General features: G+C 38.5%; 22 protein-coding genes, 1 tRNA gene and 2 pseudogenes. 12 read left to right on the top strand and 13 right to left on the bottom strand.

Annotated elements, in window-relative coordinates; all coding sequences use genetic code 11:
• Window positions 1–325 (top strand): annotated as a pseudogene (locus N518_RS0113670) (IS4 family transposase); the annotation flags it as partial.
• 27 nt (window positions 326–352) lie between these two features.
• Here N518_RS0113670 and map read toward each other — a convergent pair.
• Entirely contained in the window at window positions 353–1,180 is an 828-nt protein-coding gene (gene map, locus N518_RS0113665) for a type I methionyl aminopeptidase (RefSeq protein WP_005026935.1), read from the bottom strand.
• 207 nt (window positions 1,181–1,387) lie between these two features.
• Here map and rpsB point away from each other — a divergent pair, with 207 nt between their 5' ends.
• Together rpsB and tsf are read left to right on the top strand one after the other, a co-directional pair.
• Window positions 1,388–2,134: a 30S ribosomal protein S2 gene (rpsB, locus tag N518_RS0113660; protein WP_005019432.1), complete on the top strand. Its 747-nt coding sequence runs from the start codon at window positions 1,388–1,390 to the stop codon at window positions 2,132–2,134.
• 143 nt (window positions 2,135–2,277) lie between these two features.
• A complete protein-coding gene (gene tsf / locus N518_RS0113655; RefSeq protein ID WP_005026932.1) occupies window positions 2,278–3,153 on the top strand; it encodes a translation elongation factor Ts in 876 nt (291 codons plus the stop codon).
• 158 nt (window positions 3,154–3,311) lie between these two features.
• On the opposite strand, the gene N518_RS0113650 is transcribed toward tsf, so the two are convergent.
• The 8 genes from N518_RS0113650 to N518_RS0113610 all read right to left on the bottom strand — a co-directional run bounded on the left by N518_RS0113650 (window position 3,312) and on the right by N518_RS0113610 (window position 10,465).
• On the bottom strand, window positions 3,312–3,764 hold the full coding sequence (locus N518_RS0113650) for a DUF962 domain-containing protein (protein ID WP_005026930.1): 453 nt from the start codon (window positions 3,762–3,764) through the stop codon (window positions 3,312–3,314).
• 270 nt (window positions 3,765–4,034) lie between these two features.
• Entirely contained in the window at window positions 4,035–4,646 is a 612-nt protein-coding gene (locus N518_RS0113645; protein ID WP_005019438.1) for a septal ring lytic transglycosylase RlpA family protein, read from the bottom strand.
• A gap of 286 nt (window positions 4,647–4,932) precedes the next feature.
• Complete coding sequence (gene mltB, locus N518_RS0113640; RefSeq protein WP_005026928.1) at window positions 4,933–5,934, bottom strand: lytic murein transglycosylase B; 1,002 nt, start codon at window positions 5,932–5,934, stop codon at window positions 4,933–4,935.
• Between the two features lie 17 nt (window positions 5,935–5,951).
• On the bottom strand, window positions 5,952–7,094 hold the full coding sequence (rodA, locus tag N518_RS0113635) for a rod shape-determining protein RodA (RefSeq protein WP_005019443.1): 1,143 nt from the start codon (window positions 7,092–7,094) through the stop codon (window positions 5,952–5,954).
• A gap of 180 nt (window positions 7,095–7,274) precedes the next feature.
• Entirely contained in the window at window positions 7,275–7,925 is a 651-nt protein-coding gene (locus N518_RS0113625; protein WP_005026924.1) for a hypothetical protein, read from the bottom strand.
• A 25-nt stretch (window positions 7,926–7,950) separates the two neighbouring features.
• Window positions 7,951–8,763 carry an NADPH-dependent 7-cyano-7-deazaguanine reductase QueF gene (gene queF, locus N518_RS0113620; RefSeq protein ID WP_005026922.1) on the bottom strand — a complete coding sequence of 271 codons (813 nt, stop codon included), beginning with the start codon at window positions 8,761–8,763 and terminating at the stop codon, window positions 7,951–7,953.
• On the bottom strand, window positions 8,760–9,533 hold the full coding sequence (locus N518_RS0113615) for an ABC transporter permease (RefSeq protein ID WP_005026920.1): 774 nt from the start codon (window positions 9,531–9,533) through the stop codon (window positions 8,760–8,762). The genes queF and N518_RS0113615 overlap by 4 nt, the downstream gene beginning before the upstream one ends.
• Complete coding sequence (locus tag N518_RS0113610) at window positions 9,530–10,465, bottom strand: ABC transporter ATP-binding protein (RefSeq protein WP_005026918.1); 936 nt, start codon at window positions 10,463–10,465, stop codon at window positions 9,530–9,532. Before N518_RS0113610 ends, N518_RS0113615 begins: the two co-directional genes overlap by 4 nt.
• 178 nt (window positions 10,466–10,643) lie before the next feature.
• Between N518_RS0113610 and N518_RS0113605 the strand changes: the two genes are divergently transcribed.
• Window positions 10,644–10,720 (top strand) — tRNA-Arg (locus N518_RS0113605).
• A 787-nt stretch (window positions 10,721–11,507) separates the two neighbouring features.
• Window positions 11,508–11,945, top strand: a complete 438-nt coding sequence (locus N518_RS0113600; protein WP_005026758.1) for a hypothetical protein — start codon at window positions 11,508–11,510, stop codon at window positions 11,943–11,945.
• A 475-nt stretch (window positions 11,946–12,420) separates the two neighbouring features.
• Here N518_RS0113600 and N518_RS0113595 read toward each other — a convergent pair whose 3' ends face one another.
• Window positions 12,421–12,990, bottom strand: a complete 570-nt coding sequence (locus tag N518_RS0113595; protein WP_005026756.1) for a hypothetical protein — start codon at window positions 12,988–12,990, stop codon at window positions 12,421–12,423.
• An 83-nt stretch (window positions 12,991–13,073) separates the two neighbouring features.
• On the bottom strand, window positions 13,074–13,766 hold the full coding sequence (locus N518_RS0113590; RefSeq protein WP_005026754.1) for a DNA exonuclease: 693 nt from the start codon (window positions 13,764–13,766) through the stop codon (window positions 13,074–13,076).
• Between the two features lie 718 nt (window positions 13,767–14,484).
• Between N518_RS0113590 and N518_RS17540 the strand changes: the two genes are divergently transcribed.
• Together N518_RS17540 and glyA are read left to right on the top strand one after the other, a co-directional pair.
• On the top strand, window positions 14,485–14,622 hold the full coding sequence (locus tag N518_RS17540) for a hypothetical protein (protein ID WP_010700292.1): 138 nt from the start codon (window positions 14,485–14,487) through the stop codon (window positions 14,620–14,622).
• Window positions 14,623–14,814: 192 nt separating this feature from the next.
• Entirely contained in the window at window positions 14,815–16,068 is a 1,254-nt protein-coding gene (gene glyA, locus N518_RS0113580; protein WP_005019534.1) for a serine hydroxymethyltransferase, read from the top strand.
• Window positions 16,069–16,317: 249 nt separating this feature from the next.
• Here glyA and N518_RS0113575 read toward each other — a convergent pair whose 3' ends face one another.
• Window positions 16,318–16,743, bottom strand: coding sequence for a hypothetical protein (locus N518_RS0113575; protein ID WP_005026752.1), 426 nt, complete (start codon window positions 16,741–16,743; stop codon window positions 16,318–16,320).
• Window positions 16,744–17,061: 318 nt separating this feature from the next.
• The gene (locus N518_RS0113570) at window positions 17,062–17,421 is read right to left on the bottom strand and encodes a hypothetical protein (RefSeq protein WP_005026751.1); all 360 of its coding nucleotides are present in this window, start codon (window positions 17,419–17,421) and stop codon (window positions 17,062–17,064) included.
• A 419-nt stretch (window positions 17,422–17,840) separates the two neighbouring features.
• On the opposite strand from N518_RS0113570, the gene rnk reads away from it, so the two are divergent.
• The 5 genes and pseudogenes from rnk to N518_RS0113545 form a co-directional block, all read left to right on the top strand.
• Window positions 17,841–18,245, top strand: coding sequence for a nucleoside diphosphate kinase regulator (rnk, locus tag N518_RS0113565; protein WP_005019540.1), 405 nt, complete (start codon window positions 17,841–17,843; stop codon window positions 18,243–18,245).
• Window positions 18,246–18,450: 205 nt separating this feature from the next.
• Window positions 18,451–19,233: a hypothetical protein gene (locus N518_RS0113560; RefSeq protein WP_005026748.1), complete on the top strand. Its 783-nt coding sequence runs from the start codon at window positions 18,451–18,453 to the stop codon at window positions 19,231–19,233.
• Window positions 19,234–19,256: 23 nt separating this feature from the next.
• A complete protein-coding gene (locus N518_RS0113555; protein ID WP_005019543.1) occupies window positions 19,257–20,387 on the top strand; it encodes a toxic anion resistance protein in 1,131 nt (376 codons plus the stop codon).
• 57 nt (window positions 20,388–20,444) lie between these two features.
• Window positions 20,445–21,365 (top strand): hypothetical protein, encoded by a 921-nt coding sequence (locus tag N518_RS0113550; RefSeq protein ID WP_005026745.1) that lies wholly within the window; start codon window positions 20,445–20,447, stop codon window positions 21,363–21,365.
• A gap of 164 nt (window positions 21,366–21,529) precedes the next feature.
• Window positions 21,530–21,793 (top strand): annotated as a pseudogene (locus N518_RS0113545) (alkyl hydroperoxide reductase subunit F); the annotation flags it as partial.

Raw genomic sequence — 21,793 nt, 5'->3', positions numbered from 1 at the left:
TGAAACCTTATTCAGTTGTCTCAAAGGACGCGGGTTTAATCTTGAAAATACGCGCTTGACAGACCCTAGACGAGTGAAAAAATTGATTGCGGTGTTAGCTATAAGCTTCTGTTGGTGTTACTTAACGGGTGAATGGCAACATGATCAAAAAAAAGCGATAAAAATAAAGAAGCATGGACGACTCTCAATGAGTTTATTTCGCTATGGTTTAGACTATGTTCAAATGGCGATTCAGCGTTTAATTGGTTTTGGGAAAAAAGAAGAGTTTAAGGAAATTTTGGCAATTTTAAGAAGGCAGAACCCTGATAGGATAAGGGTTCTGTGAAATTTGTCGTGTACAGAGAAATTTTAATTAACGTTGAAAGCGAGAAAGATCTTCTTCCGAGCGTGCTGTTAAAACTTCAATGCCTGTTTCAGTTACTAAAATTGTATGTTCATATTGAGCAGAAAGTTTATGATCCTTAGTAACCACTGTCCATTTATCTCCTAATAGTTTAGTCTGCCATACTCCGGCATTTACCATGGGTTCAATGGTAAAAGTCATACCGGCTTCCAAACGCATGCCAGTACTCTTCTGGCCATAATGCAAGATTTGTGGCTCATCATGAAATACTGTGCCGATACCATGACCGCAATATTCCCGTACTACACTAAAGCGCTCGGACTCTACATATTTTTGAATTGCATAGCCAATATCACCCACATATGACCCTGCCTTAACTGTTTCCATCCCACGATACATTGCTTCCTGAGCAACTTTACACAGGCGATTTGCAAGAATAGAGGTTTCGCCACCTACGATATACATCATGTTAGTATCGCCATGATAACCATCTTTAATAACAGTTACATCGATATTGAGGATATCACCCTTCTTGAGAATTTTAGCTTCTGAGGGAATACCATGACATACCACGTGGTTTACTGAAGTACAGATTGTATGTTGAAACGCTGCGCGCCCTGGCGCAGCCCCATAACCTAAACAGGCAGGGATGGCCTGTTGCACATTCACTATATAATCATGACAAATCGTGTCTAGTTCTAATGTGCTGACTCCAGGTTTAATATAGGGCTTAATCATATCGAGTACTTCTGCCGCCAAACGCCCCGCAATACGCATTTTTTCAATCTCTTCAGGGGTTTTTATTAAACGGGCAGGAGCTGAATAAGTACTGTTCATGATCACTAAAAACTTTTGGTAATTTGTAAGTGTCTATGGTATAAATAGCCGCCCGTTTTATCAAATGGTTTTTTGTGATCTCTAGATACATGAAAACCGTTTAAAAACGGAAAAATCCGCACATATGTCGTCACATTGCTCTGGGTGCCCTGCGGGGTGGAGAATGCGGACATATGGAGGCCTAACCCAAACTTTAAGGTAAAGAAAATGGCAGATTACAACGTAAGCATGCGCGACCTTCTTACAGCTGGCGCACACTTTGGTCACCAAACTCGTTTCTGGAACCCAAAAATGCGTCAATATATCTTTGGCGCGCGTAACAAAATTCACATCATCAACCTTGAGCATACTGTTCCTGCGCTAAATGATGCTTTGAACTTTGCTAACCAGTTAGCAAGTAAAAAGAATAAAGTTTTGTTCGTTGGTACTAAACGTGCTGCTTCTAACATCATCCGTGAACAAGCTCAACGCGCTGGTCAACCATATGTAGATCATCGCTGGTTAGGTGGTATGTTGACGAATTGGAAAACTCTTCGTCAATCAATCAACCGTTTGAAAGATCTTCAAACTCAGTCTCAGGACGGTACTTTTGCTAAGCTGACTAAACGTGAAGCTCTTGAGCGTGCACGTGAGATGGAAAAACTTGAGCGTTCTTTGGGCGGCGTGAAAAACATGGGTGGCTTACCTGACGCATTATTCGTAATCGATGTTGATCACGAAGCAATTGCTATTAAAGAAGCTAAGAACCTGGGTATTCCTGTAATCGGTATCGTAGATACAAACTCTAATCCAGACAACGTAGACTACGTTATTCCGGGTAATGATGACGCGATCCGCGCAGTAACTCTTTATGCTTCTGCTATGGCTGACGCGATTATTGCTGGTAAAGAATACGCTCAATCACAAGCAAATGCACAAGCTAAAGCAGAAGAAGCTCCAGCTTCTGAGGCTTAATGCGTTTGACGCTAGCTTGTCATTTTTGCGACATGTGATGGTGGCAAAGTAAGCGTTAAGTATGCAGGCGGCCCATGAGAATCCTCTGGGCCGTTTCTGTTCTAAAAGAATTTGTTTTCTACCACCGAATTTAGGAGATTAACATGACTGCTGTTACTGCAAGCATGGTTAAAGAATTGCGCGACCGTACTGGCCTTGCAATGATGGAATGTAAAAAAGCTTTAACAGAAGCTGATGGTGATATCGAACTTGCGATTGATAACCTTCGTAAATCTGGTCAAGCAAAAGCAGCTAAAAAAGCGGGTAATATTGCAGCTGATGGCGCGATTACGATTGTTCAGGAAGGCAATAAGGCAATTCTTGTAGAAGTAAACTGTCAGACTGACTTTGTTGCTAAAGACGAAAACTTTGCTGGCTTCTCTGCAAAAGTTGCTGCTGCTGCGCTAGCTGCAAATGAAACTGATGTTGCTAAAATTGCTGAACTCAAGCTTGAAGATGGTGCTACTGTTGAAGAAGCACGTATTGCACTTGTTCAGAAAATTGGTGAAAACATTCAGGTTCGTCGTGCTGCGATTGTTGAAGGTGAAAACCTTGCAGTTTATAAACACGGTCTGAAAATTGGTGTTGTTGTAGCTTACACTGGTGATGCTGATACAGGTAAAGGTATTGCAATGCACGTTGCTGCATTCAATCCAGTTGCTGTAACTGCTGAACAGGTTCCTGCTGAGCTTGTAGCGAAAGAAAAAGAAATCGCTGAAGCAAAAGCAATCGAATCTGGTAAACCAGCCAATATCGTTGAAAAAATGGTATCTGGTTCAGTAGATAAATATCTGAATGAAGTTGTACTTGAGCGTCAAATGTACGTAATTGACAACGACAAGAAAGTTGCTGAAGTACTTAAGGTGACTGGTACAACTGTAGCTCAATTCGTACGTTTCGAAGTGGGTGAAGGTATCGAGAAAAAAGCAGAAATGAGCTTCGCTGAAGAAGTTGCTGCTGCTCAGGCTGCTGCTCAATAATATTGAATCAGCAGGTCGTAAAAAAGCCCTCAGTTTGAGGGCTTTTTTGTATTTATAAAACTCAATATTCTTGAGTGGTTTTATGTTTAGCTTGCTAAAGTAAAGGAATAACCAATTGGAATGCAGTTTTCGAATAATTTAAACGATGATATGGCTTATTAAGCGCTAGTAAGCGCTCTATGCCGTGTTTTCCACTTAGGTAGGAATTTACCTAAATAAGCATCCATGCACCATACGGGGCCAATCAGGAGAAACTGGAGGTCTTTTAAAAAAGAAGGCTTTTTACCCTCAACTTTATGTCCATAAAACTGGCCAATCCATGCCAGAACAAAAACTCCAATATAAAAGCCTATTCCTAATGGCAAGGTATAAATAAGCCAACCCATAACCAGAATTAACGCTGCCATTGCTACAGCTAGTACCAAGTCAAGACGGGCATAGAAAATTATAGTTAAAACTACGAGCAGAGTCGCAAGCAGGGTGCTGAAGTGTGCGATGATCCCGATAATTGAAAATAGGATAGTTGGAACACAAATCCAGTGAATCGCTTTATTGGTTTTATTCTGGTGGCTTTCAGAATATTCTTCAAACCATTCTTCCACTGTCTTCATTATCCACTCCTTGTGTGATTTTTATTAGTCTTAAAATATAAACAGAATATAAATCAAAAAGACAGAATGCGTCAAAGTTTTCTGACAGGGGAGTATTTAAAGATAAATAAGGCTATTTTTGATACAGACCCATAAAAATTGCTAACCAGGTATTTTAAAAATTGGAAGGAGTTTTAAGCAGAGAAATGGAAGTTAGTAAAGTTTAGAAGAAACTATAAAAACAAAAGCCACTAATTGTGGCTTTTAATCTTCTTATGCAGTAAGACAGATTTAAGAGTTAGGACCATCTACACGTTCAATACTTACTTTCGCCGTACCGGCATTAGTTACACCAATACTTTTGGCAGCGCCATACGACAAGTCAAGTACACGGTTACCATGGAAAGGTCCACGATCATTAACTTTAACAATTACACTTTTACCATTAGAGCGGTTGGTTACGCGAATATAACAGTTTAGTGGCAGGCTGCGATGAGCTGCTGTCATGGCATTCATATCAAATGTTTCACCGCTTGCAGTCTTGCGGCCATGGAATTGACGTCCATACCAAGATGCTACGCCGGTCTGGCTGAACTTACGAACAGTATTAGACGCTACGGTATTCAATTTTTCAATCACTGAAGGTTCTTCTTCAGGGATTTCAATTTTCGCTGCAATAGTCTGGCGGCGAATTTTATCACCGGTACGCTCAGTGATTGAAAGACTGTTAAGGTTTGAAAAGTGAGAGTTAAAGCCTTGTGCATCACGGTTTAAAACACGGGCTGCAAGATTTAAATTGTCATTATCATTGCTCAATGACGAAGCCTGTACCATTTCTGCTTGAGACTGCGTTACGGTCAGACCGATAGTTAACGCAAGTATATATTTTAGCGAAGTGGGCATTCATAAACTCCTAAAGATCAGTGCTGCTTTGCTGATAAAACTCCAGTAAACCAGCACATGTATCCAAATGTTCGTTTGTGTTACTGCATTTGACGATGGGGGATAATATTCATGTGTCACCAAAAGTGTCTAGTCTTTAACGAGAAATATTTACAAAAAGGACAAAATCTCACAAATATAGATTAAAAAATAATCAATATTGTAACATTTGATTTAAAAAGTAGAATTAATAGCCTTTTATCTATAAATAATTGTTGACTTTTAAAATAATGGGTAAATATTTGGTTTAATGATCGGCTACTTCTGTCCCTAATTGCCATACAGCAGTGGCATACATCCGGCTCTTATTATAGGTAGTAATAACCTGAAAATTCGGGTAGGTAATATAGTAAACCGGACCATATGAATCTTGAAGTTGAATGATATTAACCATATCCAGATCATCAATTTTTACTAAAGGATTAAGTGGGCTAATTCCTTTATTTTTCAAAGCTCCATAAGGTACAGGCTGGGTAAGATCAGTCGCAATAATACTGTCTGGATTTGAACCGGTGTATCGTGCAGCAAAACCGATAGGCTGGTCGCGTTGCCAACCATGATGAGCTAAGTAGTTAGCAATAGAACCGATAGCGTCTACTGCTGAGTTTCTGAGATCAATATGACCGTTGCCATCGTAATCTATACCCAGTTTAGTAATATTACTCGGCATGAATTGCGGATAGCCAATTGCGCCTGCATATGAGCCAATAATGCTGCTGGTTGGATAGTCTTCTTTATAGGTCCAGGCAATTAAAGCGCCTAATTCATCGCTAAAATATTCAGCGCGGCGTGGATAACCGAAGGCCAATGTAGCTAGTGCATCACGCGTGACGAAGGAACCTTTATTGGCACCATAACCAGTCTCTACTCCTAAAATACCTAAAATCACTGCCTTAGAGACTCCAAACTGCTGTTCAGCCCGGTTTAAAGCATCTGCATACTGGTTTTTAAAAGTAACTCCGCGGTTAATTGTACCTGCTGACATGAAATTAGTTTTATATTCATACCAAGGTTTACTTTCCCCAGGACGATTCATGATGTTAACAATGTTTGGTAAATTTTTACTGCCCTGCATGGCCCAGTCTACCTGCTGTGCAGTCAGACCATAATTTTGCATAGTTTTAGTTTTAAATGCTTCATAATTAGGGTGAGTAATAAAATCATTTGCCTGAGAGAAAGCGACAATACCGGCAGCACTCAAACCTATACTAAATTGCTTGAATTTTTTATAAATATTTAAACTAATCATTGGCTCTTAAATCTCAACTATCGATGCGTATGAATAGACATGACCAAACCAAAAGTGGCCATTAAAGTAATGATGGCGGTACCACCATAACTCATAAAAGGTAGAGGTACGCCAACTACAGGTAAAATACCACTGACCATGCCGGCATTAACAAACACATAAACAAAAAATGACAAACCCAGTGTTCCGGCTACAAGACGTCCATAATTATGAAAACAGTTGAGGCCGATCTGTAATACCCTGAAAATAATCGCAAAATAAAGAGTAATAAGGATGAGAACTCCAATTAAACCAAACTCTTCAGAATAAGCTGCAATAATAAAATCAGTATGGCCTTCAGGTAAAAAATGTAAATGGGACTGGGTACCTTGTAAAAAGCCCTTACCAAAAAATCCACCTGAACCAATTGCTGTTTTAGATTGGATAATATTCCAGCCTGTTCCTAAAGCGTCTGCTTCCGGATTCAGCAAGGTGAGTACACGTTGCCGCTGATAGTCATGCAGAAGAAACTGCCATGCTAGGGGAATAATCATGCACATGAGGCCTATAGCAGCTCCAATGAGCTTCCAGGAGAGGCCACTTAAAAACAGGACAAAGAGACCGCTGGCAAGAATCAGTAATGATGTCCCTAAATCTGGCTGCTCTGCAATGAGTAAAAATGGAACAATAATAAGAACCAGAGAAATAATGACGTTTTTAAAGCTTGGAGGAAGAGGATGGCGTGATAAAAACCAGGCAATCATCATTGGCATACCAATCTTCATAAACTCGCTGGGCTGTACACTGCCAAAACCAGGAATATCAATCCAGCGCTGTGCACCCATGCGCACTTCGCCAAATATCATGACTGATAACAGCGCTAATACACCAAAGATATAAAAATATGGCGAAAACGCCTGATAAACCTTGGGCGGAATCTGGGCAAGTGTAAACATGACAATAAAGCCAATACCGAAGCTCATGGCCTGCTTGCTAACTAGACCAACATCTTGCGCAGAAGCACTATATAGTACAGTTAAGCCTAATAAGGCATTGAGAAACAGAAAAAGGCATAACCACGGATCAATATGCAGCCGCTGCCAGCGAGACGGTTGCATGGCTGTACTCAGCCCATCACGAGGAGCTTGACGCAGGAATTTATATTGAGAGCTTGGAGACATGTAGGTTTGAAAACAGGCTAAATTAATGCATGCCGCATGCTAACACAAAGCTTGCACAAGACAATCGCTATGCAAACTTTGCAATAAAAAAACCTGGCATTAGCCAGGTTTCCGATTCTGATATTTTAATCTCAAGACTATCTGATCAGTCTTAATATAAACTGATGAATAAGTTAAATATTAATGGAAGAATAAAGTATCGTGATATTCTGCAAGTACCATTAACTCATCTTTAGTCAGATTTGGGATAAGCTTGTCGATAGCGATATGCACTGCTTTAGTGACCGCTGCCGCTCCGATATTAGCAGCTTTACGTTTAATCATGCCCAGATCAAGTGTTTTGTTGAAATCGCTCATAAAGTGACGGATGGTTGCGTCACCGAACTGTTTATAAAGCTCGGCCAGCACTGCACGGTCTACTTTATTGCCCGCCTTAATTTCAGCAAAATTATGCTTAAGGTTAGTGACCAGACTGGCATCCAGTGGTTCACCTACTCTATATTGGTTATCCGGACCTTTAAACATGCTACGTTCAGAGAATTCAATTGACTGCTGAACTACTTCATTTGGTGCTTTATTTAATAGTTGTTTCAATAAGACAGCCACAGTTGACTTAATATAACCTGCAAGTTTCTCTGCTGTATCACGTTTGTCACTGGCAGGGAAACGGCGTACCAGTTCGGTTAAAATAGCATCAATAATTTCATCATTGATTTGTAAAGCGATTTTATCCCGAAGAGGATAAAGCGGCTCCTTTGAATTCTTTTTTTCAACTGATGTCTGAAGATTGTTCAGTAAAGACTCAGACGGGGTAAAACCAAAAAATGGCATGATTAAAACCTCGGTATTTTTCGTTTTATTGTCGCGCCAATCGGATCGGGTTTGGCATCCAGGTTAAATCTGATACACGACATGGATTAATATCCAGCCCACCACGTCGTGTATAAGTTGCATACACCATCAACTTTTCCGGCTGTAAATGTTGCCATATATCTGCAAACATTTGCTCCACACATTGTTCATGAAAGCCATTATGTTGACGGTAAGAAATAATATAAGCTAACACACTACGATAACAAGGTTTTTTACCTTGATAGCGAATAAAAACCGTTCCCCAATCTGGCTGGCCAGTCACTGGACAGTTACTGCGTAGCAGATGCGAATATAGCTGGATTTCTCCTTCTTCATGGTCATCTGCATATTGCAGCAAACCTGCATCCGGATGATTCTTCAACTGCTGGGGTGTCAAATCATCAATGCAGATACCCTGCGGTTGACTAATTTCAAGGGCATCCACCTGAAAGAGCTCTAGTTTTACTGCTGCACCTGCAGCCTGAGATAAATCTTTCTCTACAATCTCTATGAAAATAGCCCGAGTTTCAAACCGATGAAAATTCAGGCTGTTAAAGTAGAGTTTTAAAGATTTGGATTCAATAAGATGAGGCGAAGAAGCGGGTAAGCTCATACGTCCAATAGCGACTTGTGGTATACCGTGGCTGTTTAACCATGAAATTTCAAAAATATGCCACCAGTCTTTACCTTGCTGAATACCTTCTATATGGGCATAGTCAGCGCGAGACTGCGCGCGTGCAATAGGAAAAAGAATATCAGGTTGATACTGGTTTGGATAACTGGTGTCTTTACCCAATAAAGACTGCTCTACACTCATTCACGCATTCCTGAACCACGAGACAATAGATAGTATGCAATGCCATAAAACACTGCGCAGAATAATGTAACTACCACAAGAGAAACTGAAACGTTTACATCACTATGGCCTAAAATTCCGAAACGGAAAGCATTCACCATATATACGATCGGATTGATCAGAGAGAGGTTCTGCCAAAATGGGCTTAATGAACTGATCGCATAGAACACTCCCCCTAAGTAGGTAAGTGGTGTTAATACAAATGTTGGGATAATTGAAATATCATCGAAAGATTTAGCATAAACAGCATTGATAAAACCGCCCAGAGAGAAGAGCAGGGAGGTAACAATCACGGTAAATATGGTCACAAACCAGTTAGTGATATGCAGATCAGTAAAAAACAGACTCATCGCTGTCACTATAATACCAACCAGTACACCGCGACATACTCCGCCAATCACATAGCCCCATAAAATCAAATGCAGAGGCATTGGACTCATAATGAGTTCTTCAATACTTTTTTGAAACTTGGCACTAAAAAAACTACTGGATACATTGGCATAACTATTAGTAATTACCGCCATCATAATCAGGCCGGGGACAATAAACTGCATATAGCTTACGCCGCCCATCTCTCCAATACGTGAACCGACCAGATTGCCAAAGATTACAAAATAAAGGCTCATAGTGATCGCAGGTGGAAGCAAGGTCTGGGGCCAGATCCGCATGAAACGTCGGATTTCTTTGCGAACTAAAGTTCCAAGTGCAGTTTGTAATTGACCTAGTTTCATGTTGTCGCTCCATCCAGATTTTTTTCGACCATTTTTACGAAAAGCTCTTCGAGACGGTTCGATTTGTTGCGCATACTGCGTACCTGAATATTCTGTGCCTGCATGAGCTGAAACAGATCATTTAAAGAATGGGCTTTATCCATTGTTACTTCTAGAGTCATTGGATCAATCAGATTAAAATTAACGCCAATAATATTCAGATGCAAAGGTTCAATAGGTTCAGCCAGATCAAAAATGAAGGATTCCTCATTTAATTGATTAAGAAAATCCTTCATAGTGGTATCTTCTTTAATTACGCCACGATCAATAATCGCGATCCGGCGACAGAGCATCTCGGCTTCTTCCAGATAATGAGTTGTCAGAATAATTGAGGTACCCTTGGCATTCATTTCTGTCAGGAAATCCCACATTGAACGGCGCAGTTCGATATCGACCCCAGCAGTGGGCTCATCCAGAATAAGTAACTTTGGTTCATGCATCATGGCTCGTGCAATCATGAGACGGCGTTTCATACCACCAGAAAGCATACGGGCCTGAACATGACGCTTGTCCCAAAGGCCAAGCTTTTCCAGATATTGTTCTGCCCGTTGTTCTGCCAGCTTTTTAGGAATACCGTAATAGCCAGCTTGAGTGACCAGAATATCAAAGGTTTTTTCAAAATGACCGAAGTTGAACTCTTGTGGCACGACTCCTAGGCATTGTTTGGCCTCAGAAGGATGGATGTCTAAATTGTAGCCAAAGATTTCTACAGTTCCGGAGGTTTTTTTAGCCAGTGAGCTGATGATACTGATCGTTGTAGACTTGCCTGCACCATTGGGCCCTAAAAGTGCATAGAACTCTCCTTCCGGTACAGTCAGATTAATTCCTTTGAGAGCTTGAAAACCATTTTGATAGGTTTTGGACAAATCCCTTAGCGTCAATGCATCAGTCATGAATTTCTCGCATGGTGAATAGAAAAGATATTCTGAGCGATCTGCTTCAATAAACCAAGTACATTAATGGTAATCGGCAAGCTAGAGATTAAAATTTGCTTAAAGCGTAAGCATCAGTGGTGTTTATCTGCATTTATGTACTTTACCTTGCTCATTTTTTTGTTATGATGTGCATCGCGCGTTCGTAGCTCAGTTGGATAGAGTACAGGTTTCCGAAGCCTGGGGTCGTGGGTTCGATTCCCGCCGAGCGCACCATTTTTATATATGATAAGAATCGATAACATCCTATAAACCTCGCTAGATAAGGCTTATTAAGAAGAATGACTATGAACAGCCGAAATGATGGCTTATATACTATATATAACGGTATTTTTGCCATGCAATCATATAAAATTTTTCTTATGAAGAATAAAACCACGCAATATAGCAACCAGCACAGCAAAAAGAATAATTAAGAATATTTGTTCTGCTGTGTTTAGGTTGGGACTATCTATAAAGTAGTGTTGTATAATAAATAAAAAAGCTAAAATAACTATAATAACCAGTATGATAGAAAACACAAGGTATCTCACTAAACTACATATATTCTATATATAATATTATCTGAAGACTGAATATTGTCAGGCTACAATTAGATTATAAAGATAGAAAATTTCTTCCATTCCACTAGAATCACAGAGTTTAAGTAATACTTTGATACCTATTACAAGGCACAGTAATTGTATTATTAAAAATATATCTGTATTGATAAAAGTGAAACTCATAAAATTATGAGGAGCTGTCATGAGAATCTTGAGATGGCTATCATTTATCGCAATTGTAGTGATATTGACTCTGATTTTTTGCCTTTACGGAGACTTGGCAGGAGATTCTGTCAGATCAAAAATTTTTTAATAAATTAAACCTCTTAATCAGAGGTTTTTTCAATTTTAAACCCTAAGTTTTTACATCAGGTCATAGTAGTAGAACTAATTAAGACTTTTTATGTCTTGTATTATATTTAATTGATATTATAGCCCTCCTGAAAAAAGGGGCATTCTTCATGCAAAAAGGCTTAGCAGGTGAATTGTTTGGTGTAAATATTTATTTACCTATTTCACGTATTGAGGTGAAAGCCTTAATACAAGCAAAAAATGCTCTGGCAGAATATTTAGTCCGTGATAAGTATAAATCACTTTATGAAGTTCATTTACAGCTAGACAGACAGATCCATGTATTTGCTCATCGCTTAGAAAGGGAAGAGGCAGCCCGCTTTTACAGGTTTTTTCTAGAAGAAGTCACAAACTCAAATAGTAAAAAATTGGAGCTAAATCCAAATTATACCTTTTCAAAAGCAATTCCATCTTATGGATTCGAATTTAAATCTCAATATAATATTAGAGTAGATAGTCTTCTAAAAAATTATTTAGGTTGTATTTTATCCAGCTTAATTTGCATAATTTTTTTATTGTATAGTGCAATCGTTAATTTTAATTTTTAAGTTAAAAGTAAATAAGTTGCTTAAGATATTGAAAAAAATTAATATGTTATTAATGCTGAAAATGACGTTATATCACGAGTATTTTTAGCTTTAGATAGAAATTATGCGGAATCTTTTTATTTAGGGTATGCAGGGAAGCGAGCGTATATCCAGAATCCTATTTTTGAGAATTTTAAATCTTATAAGGGAGCTTAGGTGAAAAAGTTATCATAGCATTCTGTGTTGTATGAAGATGTCTTGATACCTTACTCAACCAAGATCATAGATGGTATTGGCATATTTATTATTTTCACAAATATTCGATGTATTATTTCATGAGTTAATCTAATTTGAGCTATTCGATAGCAGCAAGTAAGAGTAAAAAATAAACTAAAAAATCGTCTGTAAATATATTTTAAAATTACGAACTAAGGAATGAATATAGGGTAATCAGTCATCTTTGACCTGTAAAAATGACTGATTTAATAAGTCATTTTCAATGCTGTCTTAAATGTTGTATAGACTGATTAATCTGTTGCATGGCGCGGTTAAGCTCTGATGGTGGAAGTCGGCTTTCTTGCAGATACGTCAGCCATTGCATCTGACAAAGTTTTAAGTGTTCAATGTGGTGTGCTTGCTGAATACGTTCAATAAGCTGTTTGGCCATTAAGCCACAATATTGTCTTAACAGACTCGTCATTAACTCTTTTATAGCTAGAAACCCTAAGAGCTCAACATTTATTTTAGCGTTAGAAGTGGACCGCTCTGAATATATAATTTCATTTTGCCTGTCATTACTTATTAATATTATCGGGGCTGTTTCTATTTCAAATTGGTCTGCTGATATGAGTTTTTCTTTTTGCTGACCTTCAAAACTGATCAGTCCCATATTATAAAGCTGGTCTAGTACCTCAGGTTCTGCAATTCGTTGCTTGAATTGTGGCGTAAGTATATCAAAATCTGGTGTACCAATCAGAATAAGTAAACGTCTCTGGCGTACATTTAGATGAATTGATCTGTTTTTTAAAACTTCTATACCTAATGGTGTTTTTTGATAATCAGACATTGCCCCGACTTCCCCTAATCAGTCAAGGCAACCCTACATTAAAAAAATTAAAGTTTGATGAATAAGTTTTTAAATATCAGCACCTAAACTAGGGTCTGTTCTAGGGCCTTACGTAGATAAGGATCCAGCTCTTCTTGACGTAGCAGCCAGTTTACATAGTCGCCAGGTAATTCTTTAATTGCGGTACCACGGTGTTTGCCAAAATTCAGAATACGGGGTATCCGTGCGTCTTCTGATGCAGTATAAAGTTCTTCAATACTCTGAATATTTAGATGGTAAAGAATATGCATGAGTATATTTGCAGTTAAAATAATATCGGCATCTGCACGGTGAGCACCTTTGAGTAATTCTCTTGCTTTATCACTTCCTTTACTGATCATATAAATCAGTGCAGAGATGTTATGTGCCTCAGCATCGGGCCAAACCTTGCGGGCCAGCGCCAGAGTGCAAATAGCTTTAATATTTGAGGTGTCTATGCCACATTTTTCAATGGTACGAATATCATAATCAATATTATGACCGATAATATAGACAGTTTCGGAAGGTAAACTGAAGTCCTTATAATGAGGCTGACCAGCAATATCGGTTTCTAGAATATGATGTACTGCCATCGCGGCATAAGAAATTGATTGTTCACCAATACTGTAGAGCTGGTCAAATAACTGACTTTTGTCTAGGCTCAAACGGCCTTGAGCAATTTGGACAGGCGCGTAGGCAATTTCAATCGGTAGTCCATTGAGTGTATGTGTTTCAGTATCGAGAATAATGGCCTGCATGTTGAAAAATATGCCTGAACAAAAGAGAAAGTCAAAATCTAACATTATTATTTCTATTCTGACAATTTAAAAACCTGTCAGGGCTTTAATTGAAGGGTTTTTAGCTCATCATTTATCAAGTTGAGCCACAAATTACGTCGCTTCTAGAATAATTTGACTTTCATTCACCTTATTTTGAAGAAAAAAATCCTTCAATCTGGTTTCTAAAATTTATATATGAGAATAATTAAACAATTTTCTTGCTATTTTTTATAGAAATTGGGAACGGGTGTCATGAAGAAGAAAGAATACCCTAAAAATCAGTGAATGATAATAACTTAAAATAAGGATATAAAATAATGAAAAGACATATATTGACCTGTACTGTACTTGCAATAAGTATCAGTTTGACGGCTGTAATGATAGTGATGACAATGATAACCAGAATTTCAGTACGCCTGTTCCTTCCATTCCAGTAAATAATATAGATAACCCGGTATTAGCTACGCCTGTAGCCTATACCAAAACAGATGTGGTTATTGCCGGTGAAAGCGTGGTCATGACTTATAAAATGCTTGGCATTAATAATAAAGGAACACAAGCTACTGCGTTAGTTTTCACCCCGGAGGGAACACCTCCAGCAAAAGGATAGCCGCTAGTTGCATGGGCACATGGCACGACGGGTTTGGCTGATCAGTAAGCACCGAGCCGGAGTAGTCTAAATCCGGTTATTAAAAATATGATTAACGGCCTGCTTCAGTCTGATTATATGCTGGTAGCACTTGACTATGAAGGGCTCGGTGAACCTTGTGGAAATGAACTTCGTTCTTACTGCCAAATGGGATCATGGCAGCGTTTACGGGTTGAATATTACTAATATTATCTCGGATGTAAAATCTCTAATGCCAAGTCAATAACCTGAATTTAAAGCGATGACTCATGTTTTTTAATATGAGCCATTTTTATTTAAAACTGAGTAAAGTTCATTCTGTTTAATAATAAACTTCATGTTACAATACGCGCCAATCTTAGCACGGCTTAAAAGCCCTAAATTAATAGGACCTCGCTAATGTTTGCCAATATCTCTATTGCTGAATTTGATCCGGAATTAGCTCAGGCAATTGCTGCCGAAGGTGAGCGCCAAGAAGCGCACATCGAGTTAATTGCTTCTGAAAACTATTGTTCTCCAGCGGTTATGGAAGCGCAAGGTTCAAAACTCACTAACAAATATGCAGAAGGCTATCCAGGCAAACGCTACTACGGTGGTTGTGAGCATGTTGATGTTATTGAACAATTGGCAATTGATCGTGCTAAAGAACTTTTTGGTGCTGACTATGCAAACGTTCAGCCCCATGCAGGTTCACAGGCAAACTCTGCTGTTTACCTGGCTTTGCTGAATCCGGGCGATACCGTTTTAGGTATGAGTCTTGCTCATGGTGGCCATTTAACCCATGGTGCAAAAGTAAGCTTCTCCGGTAAAACCTATAATGCAGTGCAATATGGCCTGAACCCGGAAACTGGCGAAATCGACTATGAAGAAGTTGAGCGTCTGGCTTTAGAGCATAAGCCACGTATGATCGTTGCAGGCTTCTCTGCATATAGTCTGGTCGTTGACTGGCAGCGTTTCCGTGAAATTGCTGATAAAGTTGGTGCTTATCTGTTTGTTGATATGGCCCACGTTGCAGGTCTGGTGGCAGCAGGTGTATACCCGAACCCGGTTCAAATTGCTGATGTAACCACAACCACTACCCATAAAACTTTGCGCGGCCCACGTTCTGGTCTGATTCTGGCAAAAGCGAATGAAGAGATTGAGAAAAAACTTCAGTCTGCTGTATTCCCAGGTAACCAAGGCGGTCCATTAATGCATGCGATTGCGGCCAAAGCAATCTGCTTTAAAGAAGCTATGTCTGATGAGTTTAAAACCTATCAGCAACAAGTGGTTAAAAATGCTCAAACCATGGCGCAAGTGTTTATTGAGCGTGGTTATGATGTCGTTTCTGGCGGTACATCTAACCATCTATTCCTGTTATCACTCATTAAACAGGATATTACAGGTAAAGATGCAGATGCATGGTTAGGCGCAGCCCACATTACTGTGAATAAGAATTCCGTGCCAAATGATCCACGTTCTCCATTTGTTACCTCGGGTATCCGTGTAGGTACACCAGCAGTCACTACTCGTGGTTTCGGTGAAGCTGAAGTGCGTGAACTCGCTGGCTGGATGGCTGACATTTTAGATAGCAAAGGCGATGAAAATGTTATTGCTGATGTAAAAGCGAAAGTGGAAGCGGTTTGCGCTAAATTCCCGGTTTATGCTCAGTAAGTGATTTCTTTAAAAAAGCTCCCATAAGTGGGAGCTTTTTTAGTGTTATAAACTGTGCTTTATTTTAAGTTCATATATCTATAATAAACCCATAAGCAGTTATTTATAAATAATATTTTTAAAGTAAACTTATTCAAAATCTAAAGATCAATAGCTTTAGCAAGAAATTTTTAATCTTATAATATTTTATTTTTATTCTCTTAGATTGTTTGGTAGTTAAACTTATCTCTTTCACTATATAAAGGTATATCACCTAAAAGTGAATAATGAGAAAAGTAATAATAAAAAAATCACTCCGAGTACCCAAGGTAAAAATTTCCATATCATGGGTTGTTTCTCTTCCATAGTTTCACTAGAGAGGGGAGAGATTTCTGTTTTAAGTGTATTATTAGAGGTAGAGATAAGACTCTGCTCATATTGTTCGGGCTTTAGTTTTTTACATTCTTCACTTAAATAATTATAAAATTGTTCTGATTCACTCTCTTCGAGTCTGTAGGCAAATACATGAATCTTGTCGTTAAGTTGCAATGTAATATGGTCGCTACTAAGATTTTTCTCCTGTTTTAATTGATCTCTTAGTTCGTTTCGGGCTATAAGCGCTTTTCTTATTTCTTCTCTTTGCAGAGGTCGGTGGATTTCTACACCAAATAGCTCACCTAATAGTTCTAATTCCATTATGATCTACCATTTATTGTTGTTGTACGCCGTGTCTATAGCAATATAAAGCAATAGCTTACTAAGACAATGACATTGTCTAACAATTTAAACTTAAGGCAAGAATAAAAAAGTTAAAAGCACTATTTTATATTTAAGATAACTGGCTTATTTTGTATGGTAAAAATATGAGTTCTGTTTTTGCTCACATCAAAAATTTTTTAATAGAGGAATTTCTGCTAATAAGAAAGTTTATAAAAAATTTGTATTCAATATTTTAGTAAAAGAAGATAATCAGAATAACTTGGTTAATAAAATAATATGAGCAATATAGAAAGTCTAGCATTTTATATTCGCGCCCTTTTTATAAAAGTCTAAGACAATATCCAGATCAAAAAGTAAACCTTCAGGGGTATATTCATTTGAATGTAGTTTGAGTAATGCAGGCATATATTCAGTTTTATATACGGTAGGGTAATCTTTGCATAAAATCTGTATCCGTTTTTGTTGAGAGGTCTTAGGATTGTCTAACTGATCCAGATATTTTCCAATTTTCTCACCTGCCTGATCAAGCTGAGCGGCGAGAGGAGAGCTGGAGTTCAATGGTTGAGCCGTGTCTGTCTCTTGTGGCTGCCTTTGACAAGCTGCGATTGATAAAGATAAAAAAACAATCATAAGAATTTTTTCTTTCATATTCATTTTTATTTTGGGGAAGATTAAAAAAGTATAGGATGAAAATAATAAAAGAAAATATATGATTGTGGTGGAATAGTAAGCCAAAAGTATAAGTTTAATTTCGGTAACTTATATCAGTATTTGAGAAGCTATAAATTAAATGGTTGAGAAACTTGGTTTAAGATGTTACATCTATGAATAGGCTTAACTTATTGTTTAAAGGTTAGCGTTCTTCATTTAACTGGATACAGTAAAGGATAACTTTTTTCATTCTTTACATTTTATATGTTTTGTGGCTCCTCTTAAGGGGAGCTTTTTGTTGTTTTATAAAAAACAATAGGGTGGAAAAATACTTTTCTGATAAGTAATTAATTATTTCTAGACCAGAAAATATACATCTATAGCGTTGCAATATTTATTTAAAATGGAAGGAGTCAGTTTATATGGCTAAACCAAATATTATTATTTCTTCACAGGACTTGCATCGTCTTGAAACCATGCTCGAGCATCAATCTCATATGACTCAGACTATAGAACATCTGGAAGATGAACTTGCTCGGGCTGAAGTAGTGGAGCCACATGAAATACCGGCTAATGTGGTCAGCATGAATACCCGAGTGCTGATCACGATAGCCCCTTCAACTGAACCGACTGAAATCCAGCTGGTTTATCCGCATGATTTTCGCGGTGATAAAGGACAAGTCAATGTACTTGCTCCTATAGGTGCTGCTATTTTAGGGCTGGCAGAAGGCCAGGAAATTGAATGGCCGCAACCTGATGGTCACCTTATGAAAGTAAAAATTGAAAAGGTACTGTATCAGCCTGAGCGAGAGGGTGATTATCGTTAGATCAAATGCCGTGAAATTTCACGGCATTACTCTTTGTAGTTATTCAATTAACTATGACAAAACTTAAACGTAAAAACTGCTATTTCGGCTTGTAGTCTGAAAGATTTGGTTTAAATTGAAAATATAGCTTTCAGCTTCACTTCATATTGTTCTGTTATTTTATTATCAGTCTATTTTACTGTTTGAGGCGATACCCGGCGTCTATATGCAGCATTTCCAAGAACTCATTCCATTGTCCAAGATTGAGGTTACTCCTCAAGAAACTTTGATCATAAAACGCAATGATCTGGTTCCTCTGATTCATGATCAATACCGGTTAAATCATTATGCCGAGCATCTGGTTCAGGCACAGTCCGTACTCCTCAATGGAGTAGACCCTGAATTAACCCGGCAGTTAAGCCAGACTATTGAACAGCTGATTCAGGCTTTAGCTGACTCTAAAAAATATCTGAAAAAACGTAATTTCAATGCATTACAGAAATGGCTGGGAATTGATATCGAGTATCAATCAAGGCAGGTGGAATATTATAGAAATCTGGACCGGTTACTTGCTCAGGCTGATCATTTGAGTCAACAGTTACAGATTGAGATTCAGAAATCACAGGCGCGTTTTCAGCAATTACTGGGTTTACGGGAACAAATGGCGAAATATATTGTAGCTGCACAGGAGTTTCTTAATGAATATCCAGCCTTTATTAAAAACCAGCATCCATTAGATAATTTTGCAGAAAGATTATCTAAAAAAATTAATACATTACAAATGTTACAGGCAGGTAATGATATTGCCATTACACAAATACGTCTTTCACAGCAGCTTTCTTTTAGTCTTTTAGACCGGTTTAAGGAAGCTCAGCAAGTACTGATTCCTGCTTGGCAATACCATGTGCAGCAGACAAATTTAAAGCATTCTGATGCAGAATTAGAGAAGCTGGATAATAGCCGGGAAAATCTGATCAGAACATTGAAGAAGTCTTTAGAGAAACATTAAAGTAAACCGAAGCAGGGTGAATTATGGCCGATCTGGAAAAAAATGATTTAACGATAGTTACTTCGAGAGACTTATCGGAGCAGGATTTTCAGCAACTAAATTTACAGGAAATAGGGTTAAAGGATTCAGACTTTACAGAAGTCCAGAATGCCCATAAAGAGCTAAATGATATGAGTCATCATACTGTCGCTGAATATGGGAAAAATATTGCGACTAAAACCTCTTCTTATACGGATGAATTGCTAGATTTAGTCCAGAACAAAGACCTTGATGCTACCGGCCAGAAACTCAATCAGGTAGTACAGGTTGCTCAGCAGCTGAATACTTCCAGCATTTTAAACAAACCCAAAAGTTCAGGTTTTCTGGGTAATTTGCTGGGTAAGATTAAAGGTGCCAAACAGAACTTTGACCAGCAGTTTCATACTACTAAAGAGCAGATTGATGTTCTGGTAAAAGAAATTGAAATTTCACAGACCGGGCTAAAAGCCCGGGTTGATACACTGGATAAAATGTTTAATGGGGTACAGGATGAGTATAGGCAGTTGGGTATTTATGTCGCTGCGGGAAAACTTAAACAGCAAGATATTCAGCAGCAAATCGCTAAGCTCAGTGAACAGCCTCAAGACCAGCCGATTACACAAAAGATTTATGATTTAAATCATCTGGCAAATAATCTGGAGAAACGTATCAGTGACCTTCAGGTTTTACAGCAATCTGCTATGCAGACTTTGCCAATGATCCGGATTATTCAGTCCAATAATCTGATGCTGGTGGACAAGTTCTATGCCATTAAAAACATTACCTTACCCGCTTGGAAAAACCAGATTAGTTTGGCTATCTCTCTTAACGAGCAGAAAAATAGTGTACAGCTTGCCAATAGTATTGATGATGCAACCAATGAATTACTACGCCGTAACGCAGAGCTTTTGCATCAGAACTCTGTAGATACTGCTAAAGCCAACCAGCGGTCAGTCATTGATATTGAAACCCTTGAACATGTTCAGAATACCCTCATTAAAACAGTAAATGATGTGATTCAGGTACAGAAAGAAGGTATGCAAAAACGTCAGGAAGCTACCAGCCGCTTGCGTATGTTACAAGATAATCTGAATCAGCTTGTGCTTGAATCAAATTCGGGGACAAATAAACCTTAAGCTGTTTTTGTTATATTAATAGCCTAAGTATACCTGATTAATCTTTGGAGATATTATTTGCCACCTTTAGATGAATATGCGTTGAGTTCTAAACAGATCGAAACAGGAATGCTGGTATTGAAAAAGCGTCAGCATAAAGTAATGCTGCTTTGCGTAACGACCAGTACTTTATTTATTGCAAGTGTGGTTGCCATATTTTTACAGCAGAATTTTATCTATAGTTTTTTTGGTCTTTCTCAACAAGTAGAACAACTACATTTACCTTTAACTCTCGAAGCTAGCCTGACAGATCTTGCACCACAGCACGATTATTTTTTTAATTTACTGTCATGGTTTGGCTGGTTATTCTTAAAACTGTTTGCAGCTTTCTTTGGTGCATTTTTCACAGTTTATTTTCTCAGAAAATTTCATTTTTTTTATATTCGCTTTCAGTCATTTATTTTAAAATTCGTTGGATGGCTCATTGCATTTATCATTATCTGGTCAGGTTTGACTTATGTGCAATATGACCTAAACAATGAAGAAAAAGAAGCTGCGCATGAGCTGGTACATTATGAGCGTAATATTCAAGATAGTGCGATTGCACACTACTTGGCTGAGGAAAATGTAGAAAAACCGGTTCAAGCTTATATACTCGCGCAAACGGCCTTATTGCACCAGCCTGCAGATAAAAATACAGCTATTCCCTATATAGTGGAACTGGTCAAAGCAGAGAAGACTGATCCAGACTTTATTGAGTATGGTTTTAAACCAGAACAGCTTTGGATCATGCAGCACCAGGTTTATGGAAAGGCTTTAACACCGTTAGCTCAAAGTGTTGAGCCACAGGTAAGACAGGCTCAACAGCTTTCATATTGGGCAAATATTATAATCATAGCTATAAGTTTAATGAGCGCTGTTTTAAGCCTGATATTTTATTTACTGTCTCGCCGTCTGCAACTGAGAACCGAGCGAATTACACACCGCCTAAACAGCTAAGTCATGAAAAACAAGATCAGAACAGGCCCGAAAAACCGGCTCTGTTCTTTAATCATAATTCTTAAAACCGATTGTATTTATAAAAACATATTGTTTCACCTATTAATGGCTTTGCAGTATCATCAATTCATTCCTTAATATTGACTCCTTTGGAGAAGTTAGCAATGTTAGACCAAAATACTTCAGCACAACTTAAAACATTACTCGAACGTCTGGAAAGCCCGATTGAACTGGTTGCCTCTTTAGATGGCTCTGACAAGTCAGATAAAATCAAAGAGCTGGTCAATGAAATTGCCGCCCTGTCTGATCAGGTGACTGCACGCCTTGATGGCCAGCACAGCCGCCGCCCAAGCTTTGGTGTGGCCAAAGTGGGTGAGCAGCCCCGGGTATTCTTTGCCGGCCTGCCGATGGGGCATGAGTTCACCTCG

It is taken from the genome of Acinetobacter sp. UNC436CL71CviS28 (assembly GCF_000620525.1).
GTDB classification, from domain to species: Bacteria; Pseudomonadota; Gammaproteobacteria; order Pseudomonadales; family Moraxellaceae; genus Acinetobacter; species Acinetobacter radioresistens.
Note: the sequence above shows the minus strand (reverse complement) of the source record. Positions and strands in the feature narration are given on the sequence as shown.

What these genes read in the sequence shown, in the direction of transcription:
- N518_RS0113650 (WP_005026930.1), bottom strand. Translation starts at nt 3,764, where the DNA reads ATGAAGACAGTGGAAGAATGGTTTGAAGAATATTCTGAAAGCCACCAG.
- rpsB (WP_005019432.1), top strand. Translation starts at nt 1,388, where the DNA reads ATGGCAGATTACAACGTAAGCATGCGCGACCTTCTTACAGCTGGCGCA.
- N518_RS0113575 (WP_005026752.1), bottom strand. Translation starts at nt 16,743, where the DNA reads ATGGAATTAGAACTATTAGGTGAGCTATTTGGTGTAGAAATCCACCGA.
- tsf (WP_005026932.1), top strand. Translation starts at nt 2,278, where the DNA reads ATGACTGCTGTTACTGCAAGCATGGTTAAAGAATTGCGCGACCGTACT.
- N518_RS0113595 (WP_005026756.1), bottom strand. Translation starts at nt 12,990, where the DNA reads ATGTCTGATTATCAAAAAACACCATTAGGTATAGAAGTTTTAAAAAAC.
- N518_RS17540 (WP_010700292.1), top strand. Translation starts at nt 14,485, where the DNA reads ATGATTAACGGCCTGCTTCAGTCTGATTATATGCTGGTAGCACTTGAC.
- queF (WP_005026922.1), bottom strand. Translation starts at nt 8,763, where the DNA reads ATGAGTGTAGAGCAGTCTTTATTGGGTAAAGACACCAGTTATCCAAAC.
- N518_RS0113590 (WP_005026754.1), bottom strand. Translation starts at nt 13,766, where the DNA reads ATGCAGGCCATTATTCTCGATACTGAAACACATACACTCAATGGACTA.
- N518_RS0113645 (WP_005019438.1), bottom strand. Translation starts at nt 4,646, where the DNA reads ATGCCCACTTCGCTAAAATATATACTTGCGTTAACTATCGGTCTGACC.
- N518_RS0113560 (WP_005026748.1), top strand. Translation starts at nt 18,451, where the DNA reads ATGCAGCATTTCCAAGAACTCATTCCATTGTCCAAGATTGAGGTTACT.
- mltB (WP_005026928.1), bottom strand. Translation starts at nt 5,934, where the DNA reads ATGATTAGTTTAAATATTTATAAAAAATTCAAGCAATTTAGTATAGGT.
- rodA (WP_005019443.1), bottom strand. Translation starts at nt 7,094, where the DNA reads ATGTCTCCAAGCTCTCAATATAAATTCCTGCGTCAAGCTCCTCGTGAT.
- N518_RS0113610 (WP_005026918.1), bottom strand. Translation starts at nt 10,465, where the DNA reads ATGACTGATGCATTGACGCTAAGGGATTTGTCCAAAACCTATCAAAAT.
- rnk (WP_005019540.1), top strand. Translation starts at nt 17,841, where the DNA reads ATGGCTAAACCAAATATTATTATTTCTTCACAGGACTTGCATCGTCTT.
- N518_RS0113615 (WP_005026920.1), bottom strand. Translation starts at nt 9,533, where the DNA reads ATGAAACTAGGTCAATTACAAACTGCACTTGGAACTTTAGTTCGCAAA.
- N518_RS0113570 (WP_005026751.1), bottom strand. Translation starts at nt 17,421, where the DNA reads ATGAATATGAAAGAAAAAATTCTTATGATTGTTTTTTTATCTTTATCA.
- N518_RS0113555 (WP_005019543.1), top strand. Translation starts at nt 19,257, where the DNA reads ATGGCCGATCTGGAAAAAAATGATTTAACGATAGTTACTTCGAGAGAC.
- N518_RS0113625 (WP_005026924.1), bottom strand. Translation starts at nt 7,925, where the DNA reads ATGCCATTTTTTGGTTTTACCCCGTCTGAGTCTTTACTGAACAATCTT.
- map (WP_005026935.1), bottom strand. Translation starts at nt 1,180, where the DNA reads ATGAACAGTACTTATTCAGCTCCTGCCCGTTTAATAAAAACCCCTGAA.
- N518_RS0113600 (WP_005026758.1), top strand. Translation starts at nt 11,508, where the DNA reads ATGCAAAAAGGCTTAGCAGGTGAATTGTTTGGTGTAAATATTTATTTA.
- glyA (WP_005019534.1), top strand. Translation starts at nt 14,815, where the DNA reads ATGTTTGCCAATATCTCTATTGCTGAATTTGATCCGGAATTAGCTCAG.